Below are 20,682 nucleotides of genomic sequence, written 5' to 3'. Positions count from 1 at the left end.
GGCATCCGCTCTTGGTCAGTGGTCGCCGCGGGGTCGCAGCGGTCCGCGCGCCAGCAGGTGCTGCGCGGACTGGGCGACCGGCCTCATCGTCACGAGATCGAGGTTGACGTGCCCGGGCGCGTTGAGGGCGTAGGCGATCACATCGGCGACGTCGCCCGCGGTGAGGGGGTTCTGGACACCCTCGTAGACGCGCTCGGCCGCCAGGCTGTCGCCGCCCAGCCGGTTGAGCGTGAACTCGGGCGTGTGGACCATGCCCGGAGCGATCTCGATCACGCGGATCGGCTCTCCGTTGAGCTCGAGGCGCAGCACGTGCGCGAGCATCGACTCCCCCGCCTTCGTGGCGTTGTAGCCGGATCCGCCGGCGTACGCGGTCTGCGCCGCGGTGGAGGTCACGAAGAGCGTGTCGGCATGGCCGTCGGATGCCGCGGCACGGCGCAGCTGCGGCAGCAGCGCTGCGACGAGCCGCTGGGCCGAGAGCACGTTGACCTCGAACATCCACTGCCAGTCCTCGACGCGGGCGTCCTCGACACGCTCAGTGCCGCGCGCGCCCCCCGCGACCTGCACGAGCGCGTGGACGGGACCGGAGTCGGCGAGGAACTCGGCGAGCGCCTCGACATCTGCATCGGAGGTGAGGTCGGCCGCGAACGCGACGGCGCCCGTCTCGACTTCGAGGGCGGCGAGCCGGTCGGCGCGGCGGGCCACGGCCACCACGTCCCAGCCGCTGGCGCGCAGCGCACGCGCAGCAGCCTCACCGATTCCCGAACTCGCCCCGGTCACCACCGCACGTCTTGTCGTCATACGACAACGCTACCCAGAACCGGCGTCAGCGGCCGCCCCGCGCGCTTCCGCGCGCTTCCGCGCACCCGGGGAGGTTACGTCACATTTCCCGCGGGTTGTTGACAACCGGCGGCATCCGTACTGTCGAACCCGGCTGGGGGCGCCTGCTCCCGGCATCCGAACCCGCAGGAGCAAGTCATGTCGGCACCCGAGAACTGGCGTTTCGAGACCAAGCAGATCCACTCCGGCGCCCAGCCCGATCCGGTGACGAAGGCTCGCGCGACGCCGATCTACCAGACCACGTCGTACGTCTTCGACAACGCCGACCACGCCGCGAACCTGTTCGCGCTGGCGGAGTTCGGAAACATCTACACGCGCATCCAGAACCCGACCCAGGCGGTCGTGGAGGAGCGCCTCGCCGCCCTCGAAGGCGGCACCGGAGCCCTGCTCGTCGCGAGCGGCCAGGCCGCATCGACCTTCGCCATCCTCAACATCGCCGAGGCCGGCCACCACATCGTCGCGTCGAGCTCGATCTACGGCGGCACCTACAACCTCTTCAAGTACACCCTCGCCAAGCTCGGCATCGAGACCACGTTCGTCGAGAACCAGGACGACCCCGAGGAGTGGCGACGCGCCGTCCGCCCCAACACCAAGCTCTTCTTCGCCGAGACCATCGGAAACCCGAAGATCAACGTGCTCGACATCCGCACCGTCGCAGATGTCGCCCACGAGTCCGGCATCCCGCTGATCGTCGACAACACGATCGCGACGCCGTACCTGATCAAGCCGTTCGAGTTCGGCGCCGACATCGTGATCCACTCGGCGACGAAGTTCCTCGGCGGCCACGGCACCACGATCGGCGGCGTGATCGTCGACGGCGGCACTTTCAAGTGGTCCGAGAACGTCGATAAGTTCCCCGGCCTGACCGTTCCCGACCCGTCGTACCACGGCGCGTCGTACACGGCAGCCGTGGGCGACGGCCTCGCCTACATCATCAAGGCGCGCGTGCAGCTGCTGCGCGACCTGGGCGCGGCGATCTCGCCGAACAGCGCCTGGCTGCTGATCCAGGGCATCGAGACGCTCTCGCTGCGCGTCGAGCGCCATGTGCAGAACGCGCAGGAGATCGCGGAGTGGCTCGAGAACCAGGCCGACGTCGCGTCGGTCAACTATTCGGGCCTGCCCACCTCCCCCTGGTACGCGGCCGCCAACAACTACGCCCCCAAGGGTGTCGGTGCGGTGCTGTCGTTCGAGCTCAAGGGCGGTGTCGAGGCCGGCCGTGAGTTCGTCAACTCGCTCGCCCTCTTCAGCCACCTCGCGAACATCGGCGACGTGCGCTCGCTCGTCATCCACCCCGCGTCCACGACCCACTCGCAGCTGACCCCCGAGCAGCAGCTCACGACGGGCGTGACGCCCGGCCTCGTGCGCCTCTCGGTCGGCCTCGAGAACGTCGACGACCTGAAGGCGGACCTCGAGCAGGCTCTCGCGGCCGCGCGTCGCGTGTCGGAGGCCGCCCGCGCGTAACGCGCGTCTGCCGGCTCGGTACGGATGCCTCGGCCCGGTGCTCTTCGGAGCGCAGGGCCGGGGCATCCGTCGTTCTCGCGGCGCTCCATGATCGCCGGATGAAATCCTGGGGCGCCTGGGCGTGCCCGTTCGCCCCGCTCACCGCGATGCGCCAGCATGGGAGCTCACCCGAGAAACTGTCGGCAAGAACGCCACGCCCGGTGCACATCGGATGCTCCGGGTCGTCATCCAGAAGGGCTTGAAATGAGCATCGACCCGAAGGGCGCCACCCCGGCGACCGCCGCCGCGAACAAGGCTGCGCTCGAGCGCTACGCGATGGATGACGTCGAAGACTTCGAGACGGCGCGGCGCGGGCTCGTCGCGCCGATTCCCGGCGGGCGACTGACGAACGATGACGGCGCGGTCGTCTACGACGTCGAACGGTTCGCCTTCCTCGAAGGAGACCCGCCCGCCCCCGACAGCGTGAACCCCAGCCTCTGGCGGCAGTCTCAGCTCATCTATCAGCCGGGCCTGTACAAGGTGACCGATCGGCTGCACCAGGTGCGCAACAACGACATCGGCAACCTCACCATCGTCGAGGGCGACGACGGGCTGATCATCATCGACTGCACGACCGGCATCGAACCGGCACGGGCGGGCCTGGCGCTGTACCGCGAGCACGTCGCCGACAAGCCGGTCGTCGCCGTCATCTACACGCACACCCACATCGACCACTACGGCGGGGTGAAGGGGGTCGTGGACGAAGCCGACGTGGCCTCGGGCAAGGTCCCGATCATCGCGCCCGGCACGATCGCCTCGTTCGACAAGTACGCGATCGGCGAGAACGTCATCGCCGGCAACGCGATGAGCCGGCGCGCGTCGTACGCGTTCGGCAACCTGCTCGACAACGGGCCGCACGCGATGATCACGAACGGCATCGCGTCGGTCGGAGGGCACAACATCACGGTGTCGTACCTCTCGCCGACCGATCCGATCACCGAGACCGGCCAGACCCGCACGATCTCCGGGTTGACGTTCGAGTTCCTCTACGCCCCCGACACCGAGGCGCCGGAGGAGATGCACATCTGGATCCCCGAGCTCAAGGCCCTGACGTGCGCCGAGAATGCGAACCACTCGCTGCACAACATCCAGACCCTCCGCGGCGCCCGCACGCGTGACGCGCGCAACTTCGCCCGCTACCTCGACGAGACGCTCGTGCGCTGGGGCGACGAGGTCGAGGTGCACTACGGGCCGCACACCTGGCCGGTGTGGGGCAACGAGAAGGTCGTCGAGTTCCTCGAATCGCAGCGCGACACGTACAAGTACATCCACGACCAGGCACTCCGCCTCGCGAACCAGGGCTACACGCCCCTCGAAGCCGCCGAAGTCGTCGATCTGCCCCCGGCGCTCGGACGACGCTGGTTCAACCGCGGGTACCACGGCACGCTCCACCACGACGTGCGCGCGGTGTTCACGAAGGAGCTCGGCATGTGGGACGGCGACCCGGTGTCGCTGCACCCGCACACGCCCGCCGATTCCGCCCAGCGCCTGGTCGCGATGATCGGACGCGAAGCGATCCTCGCCGAGGGGCATCGCGCCATCGACGCGGGCGACTACCGGTGGGCGGCGCAGATCCTGCATTCCCTCGTGTTCGCCGACGCCGACGATGCCGAGGCGCGAGGCCTCCAGGCCGACGCGTACGAGCAGCTCGGCTACCAGGCCGAAGGGCCGCAGTGGCGAGGCATCTACCTCACAGCCGCGAAGGAACTGCGGGACGGTGTCGTTCCCGCCCGGTTCGCCTCAGCGAGCCCCGACACGATCCTCGCGATGCCGCTCGACATCCTCTTCGACTTCGCCGCCGTGCACGTCGACGGTGCCGCGGCGGCCGACGCCGACCTGCGCATCGACTTCGTGTTCACCGACCGCGGCGAGACATGGACGATGTGGGTGCGTCACGGCGTGCTCAACGCCCGGCCGGGCTCCTCACCGCGGGCGCAGGCGACGGTGAGCGGGCCCAAGTCGGCGCTCGTGGCCGTGCTCGTGCAGCCGAAGGCCGCAGCCGCGCTGATCGAGAACGGCACCGTGGCGGTATCCGGCGACGCGAGCGCGATCGCTGCGTATTCGGGGATCGTCGACGCGTTCGACCCGGACTTCGCGATCGTCACCCCGTAGGTCATCGTCCCGGCGACCGCCCGCTGCCGGCGGTCGCCGGGACATCACCGGGCCATGGACTGCCGCGGACGCTCGTGGTCGCGGCCTGGTCGTAGGGTGGGCCCGTGTCCACCACCGATGACGCCGCGCGAGTTGCGGCCTTCTATGACGACTTCGGGCGCCGCTGGGCGCACGGTACGTCGCCCCTCTACGAGGAGTGGGCGCTCGGCATCGCCGCCGACCCAGCGCTGATCGCACGGATAGCGGCCCTTTCCCCGCGCCTGCGCCAGCCCAACATCCTGTTCGCGGCGGCTCGCTGGGCCGGATGCCCGTTGGCGACGTTCGCCGCGTGGCAGGACTGGCTCGACGCGCACTGGGACGAGGTCGTCGAGATCGCCGGCGCCCGTTCCACCCAGACCAACGAGCCCAATCGCTGCGCGACTCTCCTGCCGCCGTTGACGCGCATCGACGGCCCCGTCGCGCTGCTCGAGGTGGGCACCGCCGCCGGCCTCTGTCTCTTCCCGGACCGCTATGGATACGACTTCGACGCTCCGGGCGGTCCGCGCACGCTCGAACCCGTCGAGGGGCCCTCGCCCGTCCGGCTGTCATGCCGTGTGGACGACGACGCCTCGGTACCCGCGCGCCTGCCCGAGGTCGCCTGGCGCCGCGGCATCGATCTCTCACCCATCGACGCGAGCGACCCCGAGGCGGTCGATTGGCTCGCGACCCTGGTGTGGCCGGGCCCCGATCATGATTCCCGCGTCGCCAGACTTCGCGCGGCGGCGAAGGTGGCGGCATCCGATCCTCCTGACATCGTCCAGGGCGACCTGCTCGAAACGGTGACGGATGTCGCGGCGACCGCCCCGGCGGATGCCACCCTGGTCGTCTTCCACAGCGCCGTGCTGCTCTACCTCGACGCGGCCGGTCGCGCCCGATTCGCCGAGATCATGGCGGGCCTCGGATCGGCGGTCGGCCGCGACGTCGTGTGGCTCTCGAACGAGACGCTGGGCACTTTCAGCGACGTGGATGCGCAAGTGCCCGCGGGGCTGGACACCGCACACCGGTTCGTGCAGACGCGCGACAAGGTCCCGATCGCTCTCGCCGGTCAGCACGGCGCGGTGTACGAGACGCGGCCGTTCCGGGGGTGATGGCGTCGAGAGTTCAGGCAACGCGCCGCGACCTCGGTCTCCCACACCGCTGCCGGCGCCGTTTCTCCTGAACTCTCGACCCGGCCGGATGTAACACGCCGCCCCGATAGGGGCCGACACGAGAGAATGGGCGGATGGACTGGCAGACCTCCGAAGACACCGTGCCGTCGGCACCGGTGACGGAGGCCGATGCGCGCCTGCTGCTCGGACGCCCGCCCGCCACCGGAGCATGGCGCGACGGCGATCCGGTCGGAGACCGCAGGTTCGCCGCATTCGGCTCCTTCCGCACCGAAGGCGGCCGCGACCTGCCGGCGTACCGGCTGGCGTACGAGACGTGGGGCGAACTGAACAGCGCCCGCGACAACGCCGTGCTGATCCTGCACGCCCTCACCGGCGACAGCCACGTGCGCGGCGGCGCCGCCGCGGGGCATCCCACCTCGGGCTGGTGGGAGGACATCGTCGGACCCGGCGCCCCCATCGACACCGATCGCTGGTTCGTGATCGCCCCCAACATGCTCGGCGGGTGTCAGGGATCGACCGGGCCGGCCTCCATCGGTCCCGACGGTTACGAGTGGGCGTCGCAGTTCCCGTACCTCACCATCCGCGACCAGGTCGCCGCCCAGGTGCGTCTCGCGGATGCCTTCGGCATCGACGCGTGGGCCGCGGTCGTCGGCGGATCGATGGGCGGCATGCACGCCCTGGAGTGGGCCGCCGGATATCCCGATCGCGTGCAGCGCCTCGGCGTGCTCTCGGCGCCTCCGGTCAACACTGCCGACCAGATCGCACTGAACTCGGTGCAGATCGAGGCGATCCGCATCGACCCGCGTTTCCAGAGCGGCGGGTACTACGACGCCGGCGACGGCGACGGGCCGACGCGCGGCCTCGCCCTTGCGCGCCGCATGGCGCTGCTCAACTATCGCTCCCCCACCGAGCTCAACCAGCGTTTCCAGCGCACCTGGCAGTCGGGAGTGAGCCCGCTCGGCCACGGCGGACGCTTCGCGGTCGAGTCCTACCTGGACTTCCACGGCAACAAGTTCACTCGCCGTTTCGACGCGAATTCGTACATCACCCTCGTCGAGGCGATGAACTCGCACGACGTGGGCCGTGACCGGGGCGGCATCGAGGATGCCCTCGCCCTGATCACCGCGACGACGCTGGTGCTCGGCATCGACAGCGACCGCCTCTTCCCCATCGACGGCCAGCACCGGATCGCTCGGGGCATCCCCCGCGCGCTCGATGGCGACCGTGCGGTGGTGCTGACGAGCGACTTCGGCCACGACGGCTTCCTGATCGAGACGCACGCCGTCGGGGCGCACCTGCGACGTCTGCTGGAGTCTTGAGAGCTCAGTCCGCGCGGGTGTAGATCCAGGGCAGCGCGCCGATCTCGAGGCGATGGCGGGAACCGGATGTCTCGGCGGCAGTCTCCGGATCGTACGCCGCGTCGTCCTGCCACAACAGCACGGGCCCCTCGCCGCCCCGTCGCGCGACCGTCTCGAATCGCTCGATCCCCGCGACGCGCGCCGCTGCGAGCATCGCGGCCGCGTCGGCGTGCACGGCGAGAGCATGGAGGGTCACCCACGTCGGCGGGTACAGCGTCCGTTCGCCGCGACCGTGCCGCGCGACCACATCGGCGGGCCGTACCCACTCGGCGGCGACCGCTTCGTCGACCGACAGGACGAGATCGCCTTCGACGGCGGGCGCGAGGAAGAACCAGGTACGGATGCGCAGCGCAAGGCCCGGTGGCGGGTCCCAGCACGACAGCGTGGTCAGCTGTCCCTCGTCGAGGACGAGACCGGTCTCCTCGAACGTCTCGCGTACGCCCGCACGGATCGCGACGAGCTGTTCGGACTCCTCGTCGGACTCTCGGTCGGCCGCGTCGAGCTTGCCGCCGGGAAACACCCACGCTCCCGCGAACGAGCCGCGGTCGGGACGCTCGATGAGCAGCACCTCCGGCCCGTCCGCGCCGTCACGCACGAGCACCACGGTCGCGGCGACGGGGATGTCGGGATCCGTCGCATCCTCGGGACGCCGTGGTCGCAGCTCCCCTGCGGTGTCGGCGAGAACGCGCAGCGCGCGCTCGCCCGGCGACGTCGGCTCCGGCATCCGCCCACTCTACGGCGCGCTCAGTTGGAGAGCGCGACCCCGCGTGCCCGCTCGGACGCGAAGCTGGCCAGTGCGACGGCCAATCCGCCCAAGGCGAGCGCCACCCCCACCCATGCCGGCGCCACGAAGCCCCAGCCGACGGCGATGACGACGCCGCCCAGGAAGGCGCCGAGGCTGTTGCCGATATTGAGTGCCGAGTGGTTCAGGGCCGCCGCGATCGACTGGTTGTCTTCGGCGACGTCCATCAGTCGTGTCTGGATCGTGGGGCCGAGGGCGGACGAGGTGAGCCCCGTGAGGAAGACGAAGAAGCCGAGCGCCCAGATCCAATGCGAGGTTGCAGCCAGCAGGGCCAGGACGGCCGCAAGGGCGACGAGTCCTCCGATGAGAGTGCGCTTGAGGTCGACGTCGGCGAGGTGGCCGCCCACCAGGTTGCCGGTGGTCATGCCGAGCCCCATGATCACGAGCACGATCGGAACGACCCATTCCGGCGATCCCGCGACCTCGGTGACCATCGGCGCGAGGTAGCTGTACACCGCGAAGAAGCCTCCGAACCCGATCGCGCCGATGCCCAGGGCGAGCCAGACCTGTCCGATGCGGAACACCTTGAGCTCGGCACGCAGCGTGCGACCCGGGTCGCCAGGATGCGCGGGAATGAAGAACGCGATGAGGATCGTCGCGACCGCGAAGATGCCCGTGACGACGAGGAACGCAGCGCGCCAGCCCACCTGCTGGCCGAGGTAGGTGCCCAGCGGCACGCCCACGACGTTCGCGACCGTGAGACCGGTGAGCACGAACGCGACGCCCTTCGCGCGCATGCCGGGCCCGAGTACGTCGGCGGCGACCAGCGCGCCGATGCCGAAGTACGCGCCGTGCGGAAGTCCTGCGAGGAATCGCGAAACCGCCACCAGTTCGAACGACGGGGCGAGCACCGTCAGCGCGTTGAACACGGTGAGGGCCAGCGCGAGGCCGATCATCACGCGGTTGCGCGGGTACTTCGCGACGACGCCCGCGATGGTCGGTGCGCCGACCACCACGCCGAGGGCATAGAGGGTGATGAGCCAGCCGGTCTGGGCGATCGCGTCCTCGGGCCGTGCCGCCCACAGCGCCGGCTGCAGGTCTTCGGCGATGTTCGGCAGCAGTCCCATGACGACGAACTCGGTCATGCCGATGCCGAAGCTGCCGACGGCGAGAGAAAGGAGCGCCCACGTCGCCGCCCCCCTCGTGAGATTCGAGGAGGTCATCGCGCCAGAATAGACCCCGGCGCGGCATCCTGTCGAATCGATTCGGATGACGGGGCGCGACGCGCAATCGCGCCGCCGTCAGTCCGTGCGGGCGTCGTCCTGCTGGCGCGTGATCGCCGCCTCGAGACGGTCGATCTTGCCGTCGAGCTCACCCGTGTATCCGGGGCGGATGTCGGCCTTGAGCACCAGCGAGACGCGGGAGCCATACGGCAGCACCGCGTCGGTCGCACGGCGGACGACATCGAAGACCTCGTCCCACTCCCCCTCGATCTCGGTCGACATCGACGTGGTGCGGTGCGGCAGCCCGCTCTCGCGGACGACGCGGACGGCGGCGGCGACGGCGTCGTGCACCGAGCCGTCGGCGTTGCCGGTTCCGCTGGGTGCGACGGAGAAGGAGACGAGCATGTGAACCTCCGGGTTCGTGGGGATCAGATGACGAGGGACGCGTGACGTGAGCGCCCCGGCACGCGCGCGAGACGCACGACCGCCCAGGCGAACAGTGCGATCATCACGAGGTTGCGCAGCGTCAGCACGCTGACGGCGAGGGAGTCCGCGAGGATAACTGCGTTGTACAGCACGGGATAGACCAGCTGCGTCAGCAGCGCCGCCGCGAGGGCTCCCGCCGCGGGCCACGACCACCGATGCCGGTCGAACACGAGTCCCATCGCGATGGGAGCGACGAGCCACGTCAGGAACTGCGGCGAGCCCACCTTGTTGAACACGATGAACGCCAGCACGAGGCTGAACGCGAGCGGTGGGAAGAGCGCCGCGAAGCCGGCACCGCGCCACGCTTTGACCGCGCCGAGTGCCGCGACGCCGAGCACCGCGATCGCCAGCAGAGGAGTCATCACGGCGATCACGGCGTCGACGCCGGCACCGGCGACCTGGAAGGTGAGGATGTCGCGGTCGTAGTAGACGAGCGCGCCCGGTGCACCCGCGACCACCTGCCAGAGGAAGAACGCCGAGACGGGAGCCTCGACCTGCAGGCCACGGCCGGTCTGTCCTGCCACGAAACCGAAGACGTGGGATCCGCCCCCCGCGATGACGACGGCGACGACGGTGATGCCGGTCACGATGAGGGCGCCCGCGACCACGACCAAGCGCCGGCGCATCGCGATGACGGCGGCGGCGAGGAGAGCCGCCGGCCAGACCTTCATCCAGGTCGCGGCCGACAGCAGGAGGGACGCGATGAGGGGCCGGCCCGCGAGCCAGAGGCAGCCCGCGAGTGCCAAGGGCACCGTGAAGCCGTCGAGCCGGTACATCCCCACGGGCCCCAGCAGCAGGATGAACGCGAGCCAGAAGATCGCCGCGAGGGTGCGCCCCTTGGAGCGCCCGCGGCCCACCAGGAGCGCGAACGCGAGAGCGTCGGCGAGCGTCACCAAGATCGCCCAGCCGATCGTGTACGACCCCGCGATCCATGCGAAGCCGAGCGCGAGCACCATCGGCACGATCGCCAGCTGGGGGTAGACCCACTGCCAGCTCACGCCGGGGATGCCGCCGCCGCCGACCGCATCACGCGCCCAGGGCTCATAGACGAGATAGACATCGCCCATCGGGATGTTCGGCAGAACGAACCCGAGTGCTGCGACCGCGACATGGATCACCACGAAGGCGATCCACAGCCACCCCCGCCTCGACACGCTGTTCATCCTAGGGGCGCCGCGCCCGCGTCATCCGCACGCGGGTCGTCCGACTCCGTGTCGGATCAGACCGCGGCGAGCGCCTCGGCCACGGCGCGCGGGAGCGCCTCGGCGACATCGAGTGCAGTGATCGGCCCCTCACCCGCGTCGTGCGATGCGAGCGCGGCGGCGCGGCCGTGCAGCCAGGCTCCCGAAGCGGCGAGGGACGCGAGGGATGCGGCATCCGTCACCCTCTCGTCCGCCACGGCGCCGGCGACGAGCGCACCGATGACCCCCGCCAGCACGTCGCCGGTCCCCGCGGTGGCGAGCCAGGGGGTGCCGGCGTCCACGACGGCCGCCCAGCCGTCGGGGGCCGTCACGACGGTCGTCGCGCCCTTCAGCAGGACGACGGCGCCGGTGGCCTCTGCGGTGTCGCGTGCTCCCGCCAGACGGCTCGCGCGCGCCGGCCCCAGCCCGAGCGCCGCTCGCAGCCGCGCGTGCTCGCGCTCGTGAGGGGTGAGGATCCGCGGCGCCGTGGCGCCCGCGCCGAGATCGAGCGCCCCGGCGTCGACGACGACAGGGTCGGTGGCGTGCAGCAGGGCGCGCAGGGCCTCGGACTCGACTGTGCCGCGGGTGGCGGCATCCGTTCCCGATCCCACGACCCACGCCTGCACGCGCCCGTCGACCGTCACCGTCTCGGGACGACGCGCGAGCACGAGCGCACTCGGGCGTGCCGGACCGACGTACCGCACCATGCCGAGCCCGGTGCGCCACGCCGCCTCCACCCCGAGCACGGCCGCACCCGGGTACGCCTCCGATCCGGTCCGCATGCCGAGCACCCCTCGGGAATACTTGTCATCGTCGGCGGTTGGCCTCCGCAGGGCTCGCGCCGCGTCCCGCACCGTCCACATCCGCGTCATGTCTGACACGGTACTGGGGCACGCGGGATCGTGGGCGCTGTCGCGTCTCGTCGCGATCGCGCCCACACCCGCAACCCGCCTGCATCACGCACCGACCGCGAAGGACACCCGTGACCCGTCTGTTCAGTCCCCTGACCCTCCGCGACATCTCGGTGCGCAACCGTCTGTGGGTGGCCCCGATGTGCCAGTACAGCGCCGTCGACGGCGTGCCGCAGGAATGGCACCACACCCACCTCGCGCAGTTCGCGTCGGGGGGCGCCGGGCTCGTGATCGCCGAAGCCACCGCGGTGTCGCCCGAGGGGCGCATCTCGCCCGAGGACACAGGTCTGTGGAACGACGGGCAGCGCGACGCCTGGGCTCCGATCGTGGCCGCCATCCGCGGTCGTGGCGCGGTGGCCGCGGTGCAGCTGGCCCACGCGGGCCGGAAGGCCTCGACGTGGTCGCCCTTCTCGGGCCGACGCGGGTCGGTGACGGCGGCTGACGGCGGATGGCGCACCGCGGCGCCGTCGGCGATCGCCTTCGACGGCTATGCCCAGCCGGTCGCCCTCGACGCGGACGGCATCGACCGGGTCGTCGGCGACTTCGCCGCGGCCGCGCGCCGCGCCGTCGCGGCCGGTTTCCAGGTGCTCGAGATCCACGCCGCGCACGGCTATCTTCTGCACCAGTTCCTCTCGCCGCTCTCGAACGCCCGCGACGACGAGTACGGCGGATCGCTCGAGAACCGCGCGCGCCTGCTGCTGCGCGTCGTGACGGCAGTGGCGGATGCCGCGCCCGGAGTGCCGCTGCTGGTGCGGTTCTCGGCGACCGATTGGGCGGACGGCGGGTGGGATGCCGCCCAGACCGCGACGGTTGCGGGCTGGGCCGCGGAGCGCGGCGCCGACTTCTTCGACATCTCCAGCGGCGGTCTCGTCGCACATCAGCGCGTCACCACCGGCCCCGGATACCAGGTCGCCCTCGCCGCACAGGTCCGCCGCGACGCCGGCGTCCCGGTGAGCGCGGTCGGCATGATCGACGACGCCGCGCATGCCGAGCGGGTGCTCACCGCCGGCGATGCCGACGTGGTCATGGCCGCACGCGAGTGGCTGCGTGACCCCCACTTCGGCCTGCGTGCCGCCGCCGAGCTCGGCGCCGACATCGACTACTGGCCCGTGCAGTACGTCCGCGCACGGCGCGTCTGACCCGACGCCTGCCGGCCCGGCGCCCGGCGCCCGGCGCCCCTCGTCCGACTGTGAGTTCGGTGCGGCTGCAGAATCCTGCTGCGGCGGCGCAGATCTGGGGCGCCGCAACAGGAAACTGCAGCCGGAGGGCGGCGCGCCCGCGCTCAGTAGCCGCGGCGACGCGTCGCGTCCTGCACCTCTCCGATCAGCTCTTCGATGATGTCCTCGAGGAAGAGCACGGCGGTGACTTCACCATCGGTGTTGCGCACCTGGGCGAGGTGCCTGCCCGCGCGGCGCATCACCGCGAGCGCGTCCTCGAGGTCGGTGGATTCCAGTACCGGCACCATGTGATGGATGCGCTTGGTCGGGATCGCACGCGCGACGTCGGCCTGGGCATCCGGTCCTTCCGCCGCTCGCAGGATGTCTTTGAGATGCACGTATCCGAGCGGCAGCCCGGCGTCGTCGACGATCACGTAGCGCGAGAAGCCGTGCTTGGCGACCGCGCGCTCGATCTCGTCGGGAGTCGTGGTCTCGGGGAGGGTGACCAGATCCGACAGTGGCACCGCGATGTCGGTGACCTTCTTGTCGGTGAACTCGACCGCCGCGGTGACGGTGCCGGCCGCGTCGTCGAGGACGCCCTCGATGCGCGATTGGTTCACGATCGTGGCGACCTCCTCGAGCGTGAAGGTGGAGGCTGCCTCATCTTTCGGCTCGACGCGGAACAGGCGCACGATGTGGTTGGAGATCCAGTTCAGGGTCACGATCACCGGGTGGAAGACCTTCGACACCCACACCAGCGGGGTCGCGAGCATGAGTACGGCGCGGTCGGGCACCGAGAACGCGAGGTTCTTGGGGACCATCTCGCCGAACACGACATGCAGGTACGACACCACGAGCAGCGCGACCACGAAGGCGATCGCATCGACGGCGCCCTCCGACCAGCCGGTGAGACCGAGCGGCTCGGCGAGAAGGTGGTGGATGGCCGGTTCCGACACGTTCAGGATCAGCAGCGAGCAGATCGTGATGCCGAGCTGGCTGGTGGCCAGCATGAGCGTCGCGTGCTCCATCGCATACAGAGCGGTCTTCGCCGAACGCGATCCCTTCTCGGCCAGCGGCTCGATCTGCGAGCGTCGGGCCGAGATGACGGCGAACTCCGCACCGACGAAGAAGGCGTTGACGATCAGCAGGACGACCAGCCATGCGATTCCGGCCCAGTCGCTCATCGACGCTCACCCCCCTGCGTCGCGTCCGGATCGTGCGGCATCGGCGCGGGGGTGAAGCGCACCCGATCGACGCGCCGGCCGTCCATGCGCTGGACATCGATCGTGCCGTCCTCGATCTCGACGGCGTCGCCGACGGCGGGGATGCGTTCGAGCACGCTCATGATGAATCCCCCGACGGTGTCGTAGACGTCCCCTTCGGGAATGCGGATGCCGGTGCGATCGCGCACTTCGTCGGGTCGCAGTTCTGCGGGGAAGATCACTGCGTCCCCGACGCGCACGATTCCGGCGCGGCGACGGTCGTGCTCGTCGAGCACCTCGCCGACGATCTCTTCCACGAGGTCTTCGAGGGTGACGACGCCGGCCGTGCCGCCGTACTCGTCGACGACGATCGCCATCTGGTAGCCGCGCGCGCGGAGCTCCGCCACCAGCACGTCGAGGTGGACCGCCTCGGGGAAGCGCACCGGCTCGGTGGCGAGCGCCGCGGCGGGAACGTCTGCGCGCCGATCGCGCGGGACGCCGACGGCGGCCTTCAGGTGCACGATGCCGGTGATGTCATCCATCGACTCCCCGTACACCGGGAAGCGGCTGTGCCCGGTCCGGCGGGCGAGCTGGATGACGTCCTCGGCGGAGTCGTCCTCGGCGATCGCGTGGACGCTCGGCCGCGGGGTCATGACATCGGCCGCGCTCAGCCGCGCGAAGGTGAGGCTGCGATCCAGGAGCGACGCGGTGTCTTCCTCGAGAACGCCCGCGCTCGCCGAGCGGCGCACCAGACTCGAGAGCTCCTCGGCCGTGCGCGCACCCGACAGCTCTTCCTTGGGCTCGATGCCGACCGCGCGCAGGACGCCGTTCGCACTGCCGTTGAGGACGACGATCGCGGGGCGGAACACGGTGGTGAAGGCGACTTGGAACGGCATGACGAGCTTGGCGGTCTGGCGCGGGATCGCGAGGGCGAAGTTCTTCGGGACGAGCTCGCCGAGGATCATCGAGAACACGGTCGCCAGAGAGACGGCGATGATGACGGCGAGCGGACTCACGAGCCCGGCGGGCAGGCCCCACGCTGTGAAGACGGGCCTGAGCAGGCTCGAGATCGCCGGCTCCATCGTGTAACCGGTGAGCAGCGTCGTCAGCGTGATGCCGAGCTGAGCGCTGGACAGATGCGTGGAGGTGATCCTCAGCGCGCTGATCGTCAGCGACAAGCGGGTTTCGCCGGCATCGCGGCGGGCTTCGAGGTCGGCGCGGTCCAGGTTCACGAGAGCGAACTCGCTGGCGACGAACAGACCGGTGCCGATTGTGAGCAGGAGCCCCACGCCCAACATGACGTATTCCATCACGCATCACCCCCGATCGAACGGGAGGCGGGTCGGTGGGGCGAGGGTCTACAAGGAGGAGGGTCGTCCATCGTGCCGACAAGTCTACGGCAGGCCCGTCGGCCGGTTCTGCGGTGACGGCCGCGAATTCGGATGCTCCGGGCGCGGCATCCCGCACCGACTACCAGCTGACGGGGAGTGCCTTGCCCTCTTCATACCCCGCGGCGGACTGCAGGCCCACCCGCGCGCGCTCGTGGAAGTCGGTGACCGACGACGCGCCGGCGTAGGTGAACGACGAGCGGACGCCGGAAGTGATCATGTCGAGCAGATCCTCCAGCCCCGGGCGCAGCGGGTCGAGGTAGATCCTGGACGACGAGATGCCCTCGGCGAAGAGCTCTTTGCGCGCGAGTTCGTACGGGTCCAGTCGGCCGAAGCGCTCGTGCACGGCCTTGGTCGAGGCCATGCCCCACGACTCCTTGTGCGCGCGGCCCGACGCGTCGACCTGCAGCTCGCCGGGTGCCTCGATGGTCCCCGCGAACCACGAGCCGATCATGACGGATGCCGCGCCCGCCGCCAGTGCCAGCGCCACGTCACGCGGGTAGCGCACTCCGCCGTCCGCCCACACGTGAGCACCCATCACACGTGCGGCGTCGGCGGTCTCGAGCACGGCGGAGAACTGCGGGCGCCCGACCGCGGTCATCATTCGCGTGGTGCACATCGCGCCGGGGCCCACCCCGACCTTGAGGATCGAGGCGCCGGAGGTCACGAGATCGTGGACGCCTTCGGCCGTGACGATGTTGCCGGCGGCGATCGGGATGCCGAGGTCGAGGTCGGCGACTGCGCGCAGTGCGCTGAGCATGCCCTCCTGGTGTCCGTGGGCGGTGTCGACCACGAGCACGTCGACGCCGGCCCCGGCGAGCGCCCGCGCCTTGGCGGCGACATCGCCGTTGATGCCGATCGCGGCGGCGACGATGAGCCTGCCGGATGCGTCGACGGCCGGCTTGTAGAGGGTGGAGCGCAGCGCGCTCCGGCGCGAGAGGGTGCCGACGAGGTGCCCGTGCTGCAGGACGCACACGGTCTCGGCTCCGGCGGCGACGATCACGTCGAACGCGTGGCGGGCGCTCTCGATGTCGTCGGCGTCGACCGATGCGGTGCGGCCGCGGGCGAGATCGCCCAGGCGGGCGTCGGGAAGCGCGGTGCCCAGACGCGATGCGGGCACGACTCCGAGCACGTCGCCCACGTCGACACGACCGCTCGACGAATCCGCCACCACGATGCCGTGTCCGTCGGTCGCCGGGAGCAGTCGTGAGGCGTCGGCCACGGTCGCGTCGGGCGGAAGGACGAGCGGGGTGTCCCACGACACCGGTTGCGCCTTGACCCAGCGGATCGCGGCGTCGAGCTCCTGCAGGGGCATGTCCTGCGGGAGCACCCCGAGTCCGCCGCGGCGCGCGAGAGTCGCGGCCAGACGTGCGCCGGTGACCGAGTTCATGTTGGCCGAGACGACCGGGATCGTCGCCGTCGTGCCGTCGCCCGGAGCCAGATCGACATCGAGGCGGCTGGTGACCGCGGATCGACGCGGTACGAGGAAGACGTCGGAATAGGTCAGATCGACGTCGGGGGTTTCGCCGTAGAACTCCATGACCGCCAAGGGTAGTGACAGTTCCTGTGCAGATAATCCTGCGAGATCTTTCAGCTTCCCGGTGCTGCGGGGCCGGAACGGCGCACATGGACTGGGATACGCTTAACAAGTGCGTGCGTCGGCCTCAGCAGCCCGCGCCCGTGTCCCAGAACTTCACCGATGAAAGCAGGCGATTCAGCGTGTCGAGCCAGGTGACAGGCCTCGGGGTTTCGAATGAAGGAGAGTTCGGAGCCAACGAGTGGCTTGTCGACGAGCTGTACGAGCAGTTCAAGATCGACCGGAACTCGGTCGACAAGGCGTGGTGGCCGACCCTCGAGGCCTACCACCCCGTCGCCGGCACGACAGGGGCACCGCCCGCGGGGACCTCCGCCCCCGGCGCTCCCGTGTCGGAGGCCACGCCTCCGCCGGTCGCAGAGCCTCGTCCTGTGACGGCGCCGATCCCGATCATCGGCGCGCAGCCCGTCGCCCGGACGACCGCGCGCCCCGCCGCACCGCAGCCCATCCCGGCGCAGGCCCCCGCTGTCGAGCCGTCCTCCTCCGATGGCCCCGGCGAAGACAAGGTCACCGTCCTCAAGGGCATGCCGAAAGCGCTCGCGGCGAACATGGACGACTCGCTCACGGTTCCGACCGCGACGAGCGTGCGCACCGTTCCGGCGAAACTCATGATCGACAACCGGATCGTGATCAACAACCACATGTCGCGCACGCGGGGCGGCAAGGTGAGCTTCACGCACCTGATCGGCTGGGCGATCATCCAGGCGCTCAAGGAGTTCCCCAGCCAGAACGTGTTCTACGCCGAGATCGACGGCAAGCCGTCGGTCGTCGCTCCGGCGCACATCAACCTCGGCATCGCGATCGACCTGCCCCGCCCCGACGGCACCCGCGCGCTCCTCGTCCCGAGCATCAAGCGCGCCGACCAGCTGTCGTTCAGCGAGTACCTCACCACCTATGAGGACCTGATCTCGCGCGCTCGCGGCAACAAGCTGACCGCCGCGGACTTCCAGGGCACCACGATCTCGCTCACCAACCCGGGCGGAATCGGCACCGTGCACTCGGTGCCGCGTCTCATGAAGGGCCAGGGCTGCATCGTCGGCGCCGGCGCTCTCGAGTATCCGGCCGAGTTCCAGGGCGCGAGCGACAAGACGCTCAACGAGCTCGCGATCGGCAAGACGATCACCCTCACGAGCACGTACGACCACCGCGTCATCCAGGGTGCGGGCTCGGGCGAGTTCCTCAAGAAGGTGCACGAGCTGCTGATCGGTCAGCGCGGCTTCTACGACGACATCTTCGCCGCGCTGCGCATCCCCTACGCGCCCATCCACTGGGCCGCCGACATCAATGTCGACCTCGCCGAGCGCGTCGACAAGCAGGCGCGCGTGCAGGAGCTCATCAACTCCTTCCGCGTGCGCGGCCACCTCATGGCCGACATCGACCCGCTCGAATACGTGCAGCGCACGCACCCCGACCTCGAAATCGAGCAGCACGGTCTGACCTTCTGGGATCTCGACCGCGAGTTCGTGACCGGCGGCTTCGGCGGCAAGCGCATCATGAAGCTGCGCGACATCCTCGGCGTGCTCCGCGACTCGTACTGCCGCACCATCGGCATCGAGTACATGCACATCCAGGATCCCGGCCAGCGCTCGTGGTTCCAGGCGAACGTCGAACTCAAGTATCAGAAGCCCGGACACGACGAGCAGCTGCGCATCCTCGACAAGCTGAACCAGGCCGAGGCGTTCGAGACGTTCCTGCAGACCAAGTACGTCGGCCAGAAGCGCTTCAGCCTCGAAGGCGGCGAGTCGCTCATCCCGCTGCTCGACGAGATCCTGCAGGGCGCGGCCCAGGCAGGCCTCGACGGCGCCGCGATCGGCATGGCCCACCGCGGCCGGCTGAACGTGCTCACGAACATCGGCGGCAAGACGTACGGCCAGGTGTTCCGCGAGTTCGAGGGCTCCGTCGCGATCGGCTCGAAGAGCGGGTCGGGCGACGTCAAGTACCACCTCGGCACCGAGGGCACCTTCATCGGGGATCGCGGCGAAGAGCTGCCGGTCTACCTCGCGGCCAACCCGTCGCATCTCGAGACCGTCGACGGCGTGCTCGAGGGCATCGTGCGCGCCAAGCAGGACCGCAAGCCCATCGGCACGTTCTCGTGGCTGCCGATCCTCGTGCACGGCGACGCCGCGTTCGCAGGGCAGGGCGTGGTGGTCGAGACGCTGCAGATGTCGCAGCTGCGCGGCTTCCGCACCGGCGGCACGGTCCACGTCGTGGTCAACAACCAGGTGGGCTTCACCACCACGCCCATCGACGCGCGCTCCTCGGTGTACGCGACCGATGTCGCCAAGACGATCCAGGCGCCGATCTTCCACGTGAACGGCGACGACCCCGAGGCTGTGACGCGCGTCGCGCAGCTCGCGTTCGCCTACCGCGAGCGCTTCCACCGCGACGTGGTCATCGACCTGGTCTGCTACCGCCGCCGCGGCCACAACGAGGGCGACGACCCCTCGATGACGCAGCCGCTCATGACGAACCTCATCGAGGCGAAGCGTTCGGTCAGACGCCTGTACACCGAGGCGCTGGTCGGTCGCGGCGACATCACCGAGGAGGAGTACGAGAAGGCCAAGCAGGACTTCCAGAGCCGCCTCGAGATCGCGTTCGCCGAGACCCACGCGGCCGAGACCGGCACCTCGACGGTCGTGTCGACCGAGGCCGCGGCCCAGCCCGCCGTCGGCGAGCCCGAGACGACCGGGGTGTCACGCGAGGTCGTGAACCTCATCGGCGACACCTTCGTGAACAAGCCCGAGGGCTTCACCGTCCACACGAAGCTGCAGCAGCTGCTCGACAAGCGCCTCGACATGAGCCGCAGCGGCTCGATCGACTGGGCGTTCGGCGAGCTCCTCGCGTTCGGATCCCTGCTGCTCGAGAAGACGAACGTGCGCCTGGCCGGGCAGGACTCGCGCCGCGGCACGTTCGTGCAGCGCCACTCGGTGCTGCACGACCGGGCCAACGGCCAGGAATGGATCCCGCTCGCGAACCTGAGCGACGACCAGGGCCGGTTCTGGGTCTACGATTCACTGCTCAGCGAGTACGCGGCCATGGCGTTCGAGTACGGCTACTCGGTCGAGCGCGCCGACGCCCTCGTGCTGTGGGAGGGCCAGTTCGGCGACTTCGCCAACGGCGCGCAGTCCGTCGTCGACGAGTTCATCTCATCGGCCGAGCAGAAGTGGGGCCAGCAGTCGAGTGTCGTGCTGCTCCTCCCCCACGGCTACGAGGGCCAGGGACCCGACCACTCGTCGGCCCGTATCGAGCGCTACCTGCAGATGTGCGCGCAGGACAACATGACCGTCGCGCGTCCGTCGACGCCCGCGTCGTACTTCCACCTGCTGCGCCGCCAGGCCTACGCACGTCCGCGCCGACCGCTGATCGTCTTCACACCGAAGGCGATGCTGCGTCTGCGCGGGGCGACGAGCCCCGTCGAGGACCTGCTCACGGGCAAGTTCGAACCTGTGCTGGACGACGGCCGCGGTCTCGACAAGGCCGCTGTCAAGCGCGTGCTGCTGCATTCGGGCAAGATCCACTGGGATCTGAAGGCAGAGCTCGACAAGAACCCCAACCCCGAGATCGCCCTGGTCCGGCTCGAGCAGTACTATCCCGCGCCGATCACCGAACTCAACGCCGTCATCGACCAGTACCCCGATGCCGAGCTGGTGTGGGTGCAGGACGAGCCCGAGAACCAGGGGGCCTGGCCGTTCATCGCCCTCGAGGTGGTCAAGCACCTGCACGGACGCACGATCCGTCGCGTGTCCCGCGATGCCGCAGCGTCGACCGCGACCGGTTCGCCCAAGGTGCACGCCGCGCAGCAGGCCGACATCATGCGACAGGCTCTCACGCTCTGAGAGACGA

At 69.9% G+C, this 20,682-nt stretch carries 15 protein-coding genes; 6 read left to right on the top strand and 9 right to left on the bottom strand.

The window, feature by feature from the left end; genetic code table 11:
- Positions 1–15: 15 nt before the first annotated feature.
- A complete protein-coding gene (locus KEC57_RS14965) occupies positions 16–798 on the bottom strand; it encodes an SDR family oxidoreductase (RefSeq protein WP_229385492.1) in 783 nt (260 codons plus the stop codon).
- A gap of 177 nt (positions 799–975) precedes the next feature.
- Here KEC57_RS14965 and KEC57_RS14960 point away from each other — a divergent pair, with 177 nt between their 5' ends.
- From KEC57_RS14960 to metX, 4 genes are all read left to right on the top strand, one after another.
- On the top strand, positions 976–2,298 hold the full coding sequence (locus tag KEC57_RS14960) for a bifunctional o-acetylhomoserine/o-acetylserine sulfhydrylase (RefSeq protein WP_229385491.1): 1,323 nt from the start codon (positions 976–978) through the stop codon (positions 2,296–2,298).
- A gap of 243 nt (positions 2,299–2,541) precedes the next feature.
- Entirely contained in the window at positions 2,542–4,449 is a 1,908-nt protein-coding gene (locus KEC57_RS14955; protein WP_229385490.1) for an alkyl/aryl-sulfatase, read from the top strand.
- 104 nt (positions 4,450–4,553) lie between these two features.
- Positions 4,554–5,576, top strand: coding sequence for a DUF2332 domain-containing protein (locus tag KEC57_RS14950; protein ID WP_229385489.1), 1,023 nt, complete (start codon positions 4,554–4,556; stop codon positions 5,574–5,576).
- A gap of 134 nt (positions 5,577–5,710) precedes the next feature.
- Positions 5,711–6,916 (top strand): homoserine O-acetyltransferase MetX, encoded by a 1,206-nt coding sequence (gene metX / locus KEC57_RS14945; protein WP_229385488.1) that lies wholly within the window; start codon positions 5,711–5,713, stop codon positions 6,914–6,916.
- 4 nt (positions 6,917–6,920) lie between these two features.
- Here the strand turns inward: metX and KEC57_RS14940 are convergent, their stop codons facing one another.
- The 5 genes from KEC57_RS14940 to KEC57_RS14920 form a co-directional block, all read right to left on the bottom strand.
- On the bottom strand, positions 6,921–7,679 hold the full coding sequence (locus KEC57_RS14940) for an NUDIX hydrolase (RefSeq protein WP_229385487.1): 759 nt from the start codon (positions 7,677–7,679) through the stop codon (positions 6,921–6,923).
- 20 nt (positions 7,680–7,699) lie between these two features.
- The gene (locus KEC57_RS14935; protein ID WP_229385486.1) at positions 7,700–8,920 is read right to left on the bottom strand and encodes an MFS transporter; all 1,221 of its coding nucleotides are present in this window, start codon (positions 8,918–8,920) and stop codon (positions 7,700–7,702) included.
- Positions 8,921–8,998: 78 nt separating this feature from the next.
- Positions 8,999–9,325: a thiamine-binding protein gene (locus tag KEC57_RS14930; protein WP_229385485.1), complete on the bottom strand. Its 327-nt coding sequence runs from the start codon at positions 9,323–9,325 to the stop codon at positions 8,999–9,001.
- Positions 9,326–9,348: 23 nt separating this feature from the next.
- Positions 9,349–10,560 (bottom strand): glycosyltransferase family protein, encoded by a 1,212-nt coding sequence (locus tag KEC57_RS14925; RefSeq protein ID WP_229385484.1) that lies wholly within the window; start codon positions 10,558–10,560, stop codon positions 9,349–9,351.
- A 65-nt stretch (positions 10,561–10,625) separates the two neighbouring features.
- Positions 10,626–11,459 (bottom strand): ADP-dependent NAD(P)H-hydrate dehydratase, encoded by an 834-nt coding sequence (locus KEC57_RS14920; protein WP_229385483.1) that lies wholly within the window; start codon positions 11,457–11,459, stop codon positions 10,626–10,628.
- A gap of 110 nt (positions 11,460–11,569) precedes the next feature.
- Here KEC57_RS14920 and KEC57_RS14915 point away from each other — a divergent pair, with 110 nt between their 5' ends.
- Complete coding sequence (locus KEC57_RS14915) at positions 11,570–12,637, top strand: NADH:flavin oxidoreductase/NADH oxidase (RefSeq protein WP_229385482.1); 1,068 nt, start codon at positions 11,570–11,572, stop codon at positions 12,635–12,637.
- Between the two features lie 143 nt (positions 12,638–12,780).
- Here the strand turns inward: KEC57_RS14915 and KEC57_RS14910 are convergent, their stop codons facing one another.
- The 3 genes from KEC57_RS14910 to guaB1 form a co-directional block, all read right to left on the bottom strand.
- Entirely contained in the window at positions 12,781–13,839 is a 1,059-nt protein-coding gene (locus KEC57_RS14910) for a hemolysin family protein (protein WP_229385481.1), read from the bottom strand.
- Positions 13,836–15,167: a hemolysin family protein gene (locus tag KEC57_RS14905; protein ID WP_229385480.1), complete on the bottom strand. Its 1,332-nt coding sequence runs from the start codon at positions 15,165–15,167 to the stop codon at positions 13,836–13,838. The genes KEC57_RS14910 and KEC57_RS14905 overlap by 4 nt, the downstream gene beginning before the upstream one ends.
- A 160-nt stretch (positions 15,168–15,327) precedes the next feature.
- Positions 15,328–16,785: a GMP reductase gene (gene guaB1 / locus KEC57_RS14900; RefSeq protein ID WP_229385479.1), complete on the bottom strand. Its 1,458-nt coding sequence runs from the start codon at positions 16,783–16,785 to the stop codon at positions 15,328–15,330.
- Positions 16,786–16,964: 179 nt separating this feature from the next.
- Here guaB1 and KEC57_RS14895 point away from each other — a divergent pair, with 179 nt between their 5' ends.
- Entirely contained in the window at positions 16,965–20,675 is a 3,711-nt protein-coding gene (locus tag KEC57_RS14895) for a multifunctional oxoglutarate decarboxylase/oxoglutarate dehydrogenase thiamine pyrophosphate-binding subunit/dihydrolipoyllysine-residue succinyltransferase subunit (RefSeq protein ID WP_229385557.1), read from the top strand.
- Positions 20,676–20,682: the final 7 nt, after the last annotated feature.

Source organism: Microbacterium allomyrinae (assembly GCF_020682705.1).
Lineage (GTDB): Bacteria > Actinomycetota > Actinomycetes > Actinomycetales > Microbacteriaceae > Microbacterium > Microbacterium allomyrinae.
The sequence above is the reverse complement of the archived record's forward strand: the minus strand, read 5'-3'. Positions and strand labels throughout refer to the sequence as shown.

Bases quoted from the DNA above. Each gene is read 5' to 3' on its own strand.
- guaB1 (WP_229385479.1), bottom strand. From the start codon at position 16,785: ATGGAGTTCTACGGCGAAACCCCCGACGTCGATCTGACCTATTCCGAC.
- KEC57_RS14930 (WP_229385485.1), bottom strand. From the start codon at position 9,325: ATGCTCGTCTCCTTCTCCGTCGCACCCAGCGGAACCGGCAACGCCGAC.
- KEC57_RS14965 (WP_229385492.1), bottom strand. From the start codon at position 798: ATGACGACAAGACGTGCGGTGGTGACCGGGGCGAGTTCGGGAATCGGT.
- KEC57_RS14905 (WP_229385480.1), bottom strand. From the start codon at position 15,167: ATGGAATACGTCATGTTGGGCGTGGGGCTCCTGCTCACAATCGGCACC.
- KEC57_RS14955 (WP_229385490.1), top strand. From the start codon at position 2,542: ATGAGCATCGACCCGAAGGGCGCCACCCCGGCGACCGCCGCCGCGAAC.
- metX (WP_229385488.1), top strand. From the start codon at position 5,711: ATGGACTGGCAGACCTCCGAAGACACCGTGCCGTCGGCACCGGTGACG.
- KEC57_RS14940 (WP_229385487.1), bottom strand. From the start codon at position 7,679: ATGCCGGAGCCGACGTCGCCGGGCGAGCGCGCGCTGCGCGTTCTCGCC.
- KEC57_RS14935 (WP_229385486.1), bottom strand. From the start codon at position 8,920: ATGACCTCCTCGAATCTCACGAGGGGGGCGGCGACGTGGGCGCTCCTT.
- KEC57_RS14920 (WP_229385483.1), bottom strand. From the start codon at position 11,459: ATGACGCGGATGTGGACGGTGCGGGACGCGGCGCGAGCCCTGCGGAGG.
- KEC57_RS14910 (WP_229385481.1), bottom strand. From the start codon at position 13,839: ATGAGCGACTGGGCCGGAATCGCATGGCTGGTCGTCCTGCTGATCGTC.
- KEC57_RS14960 (WP_229385491.1), top strand. From the start codon at position 976: ATGTCGGCACCCGAGAACTGGCGTTTCGAGACCAAGCAGATCCACTCC.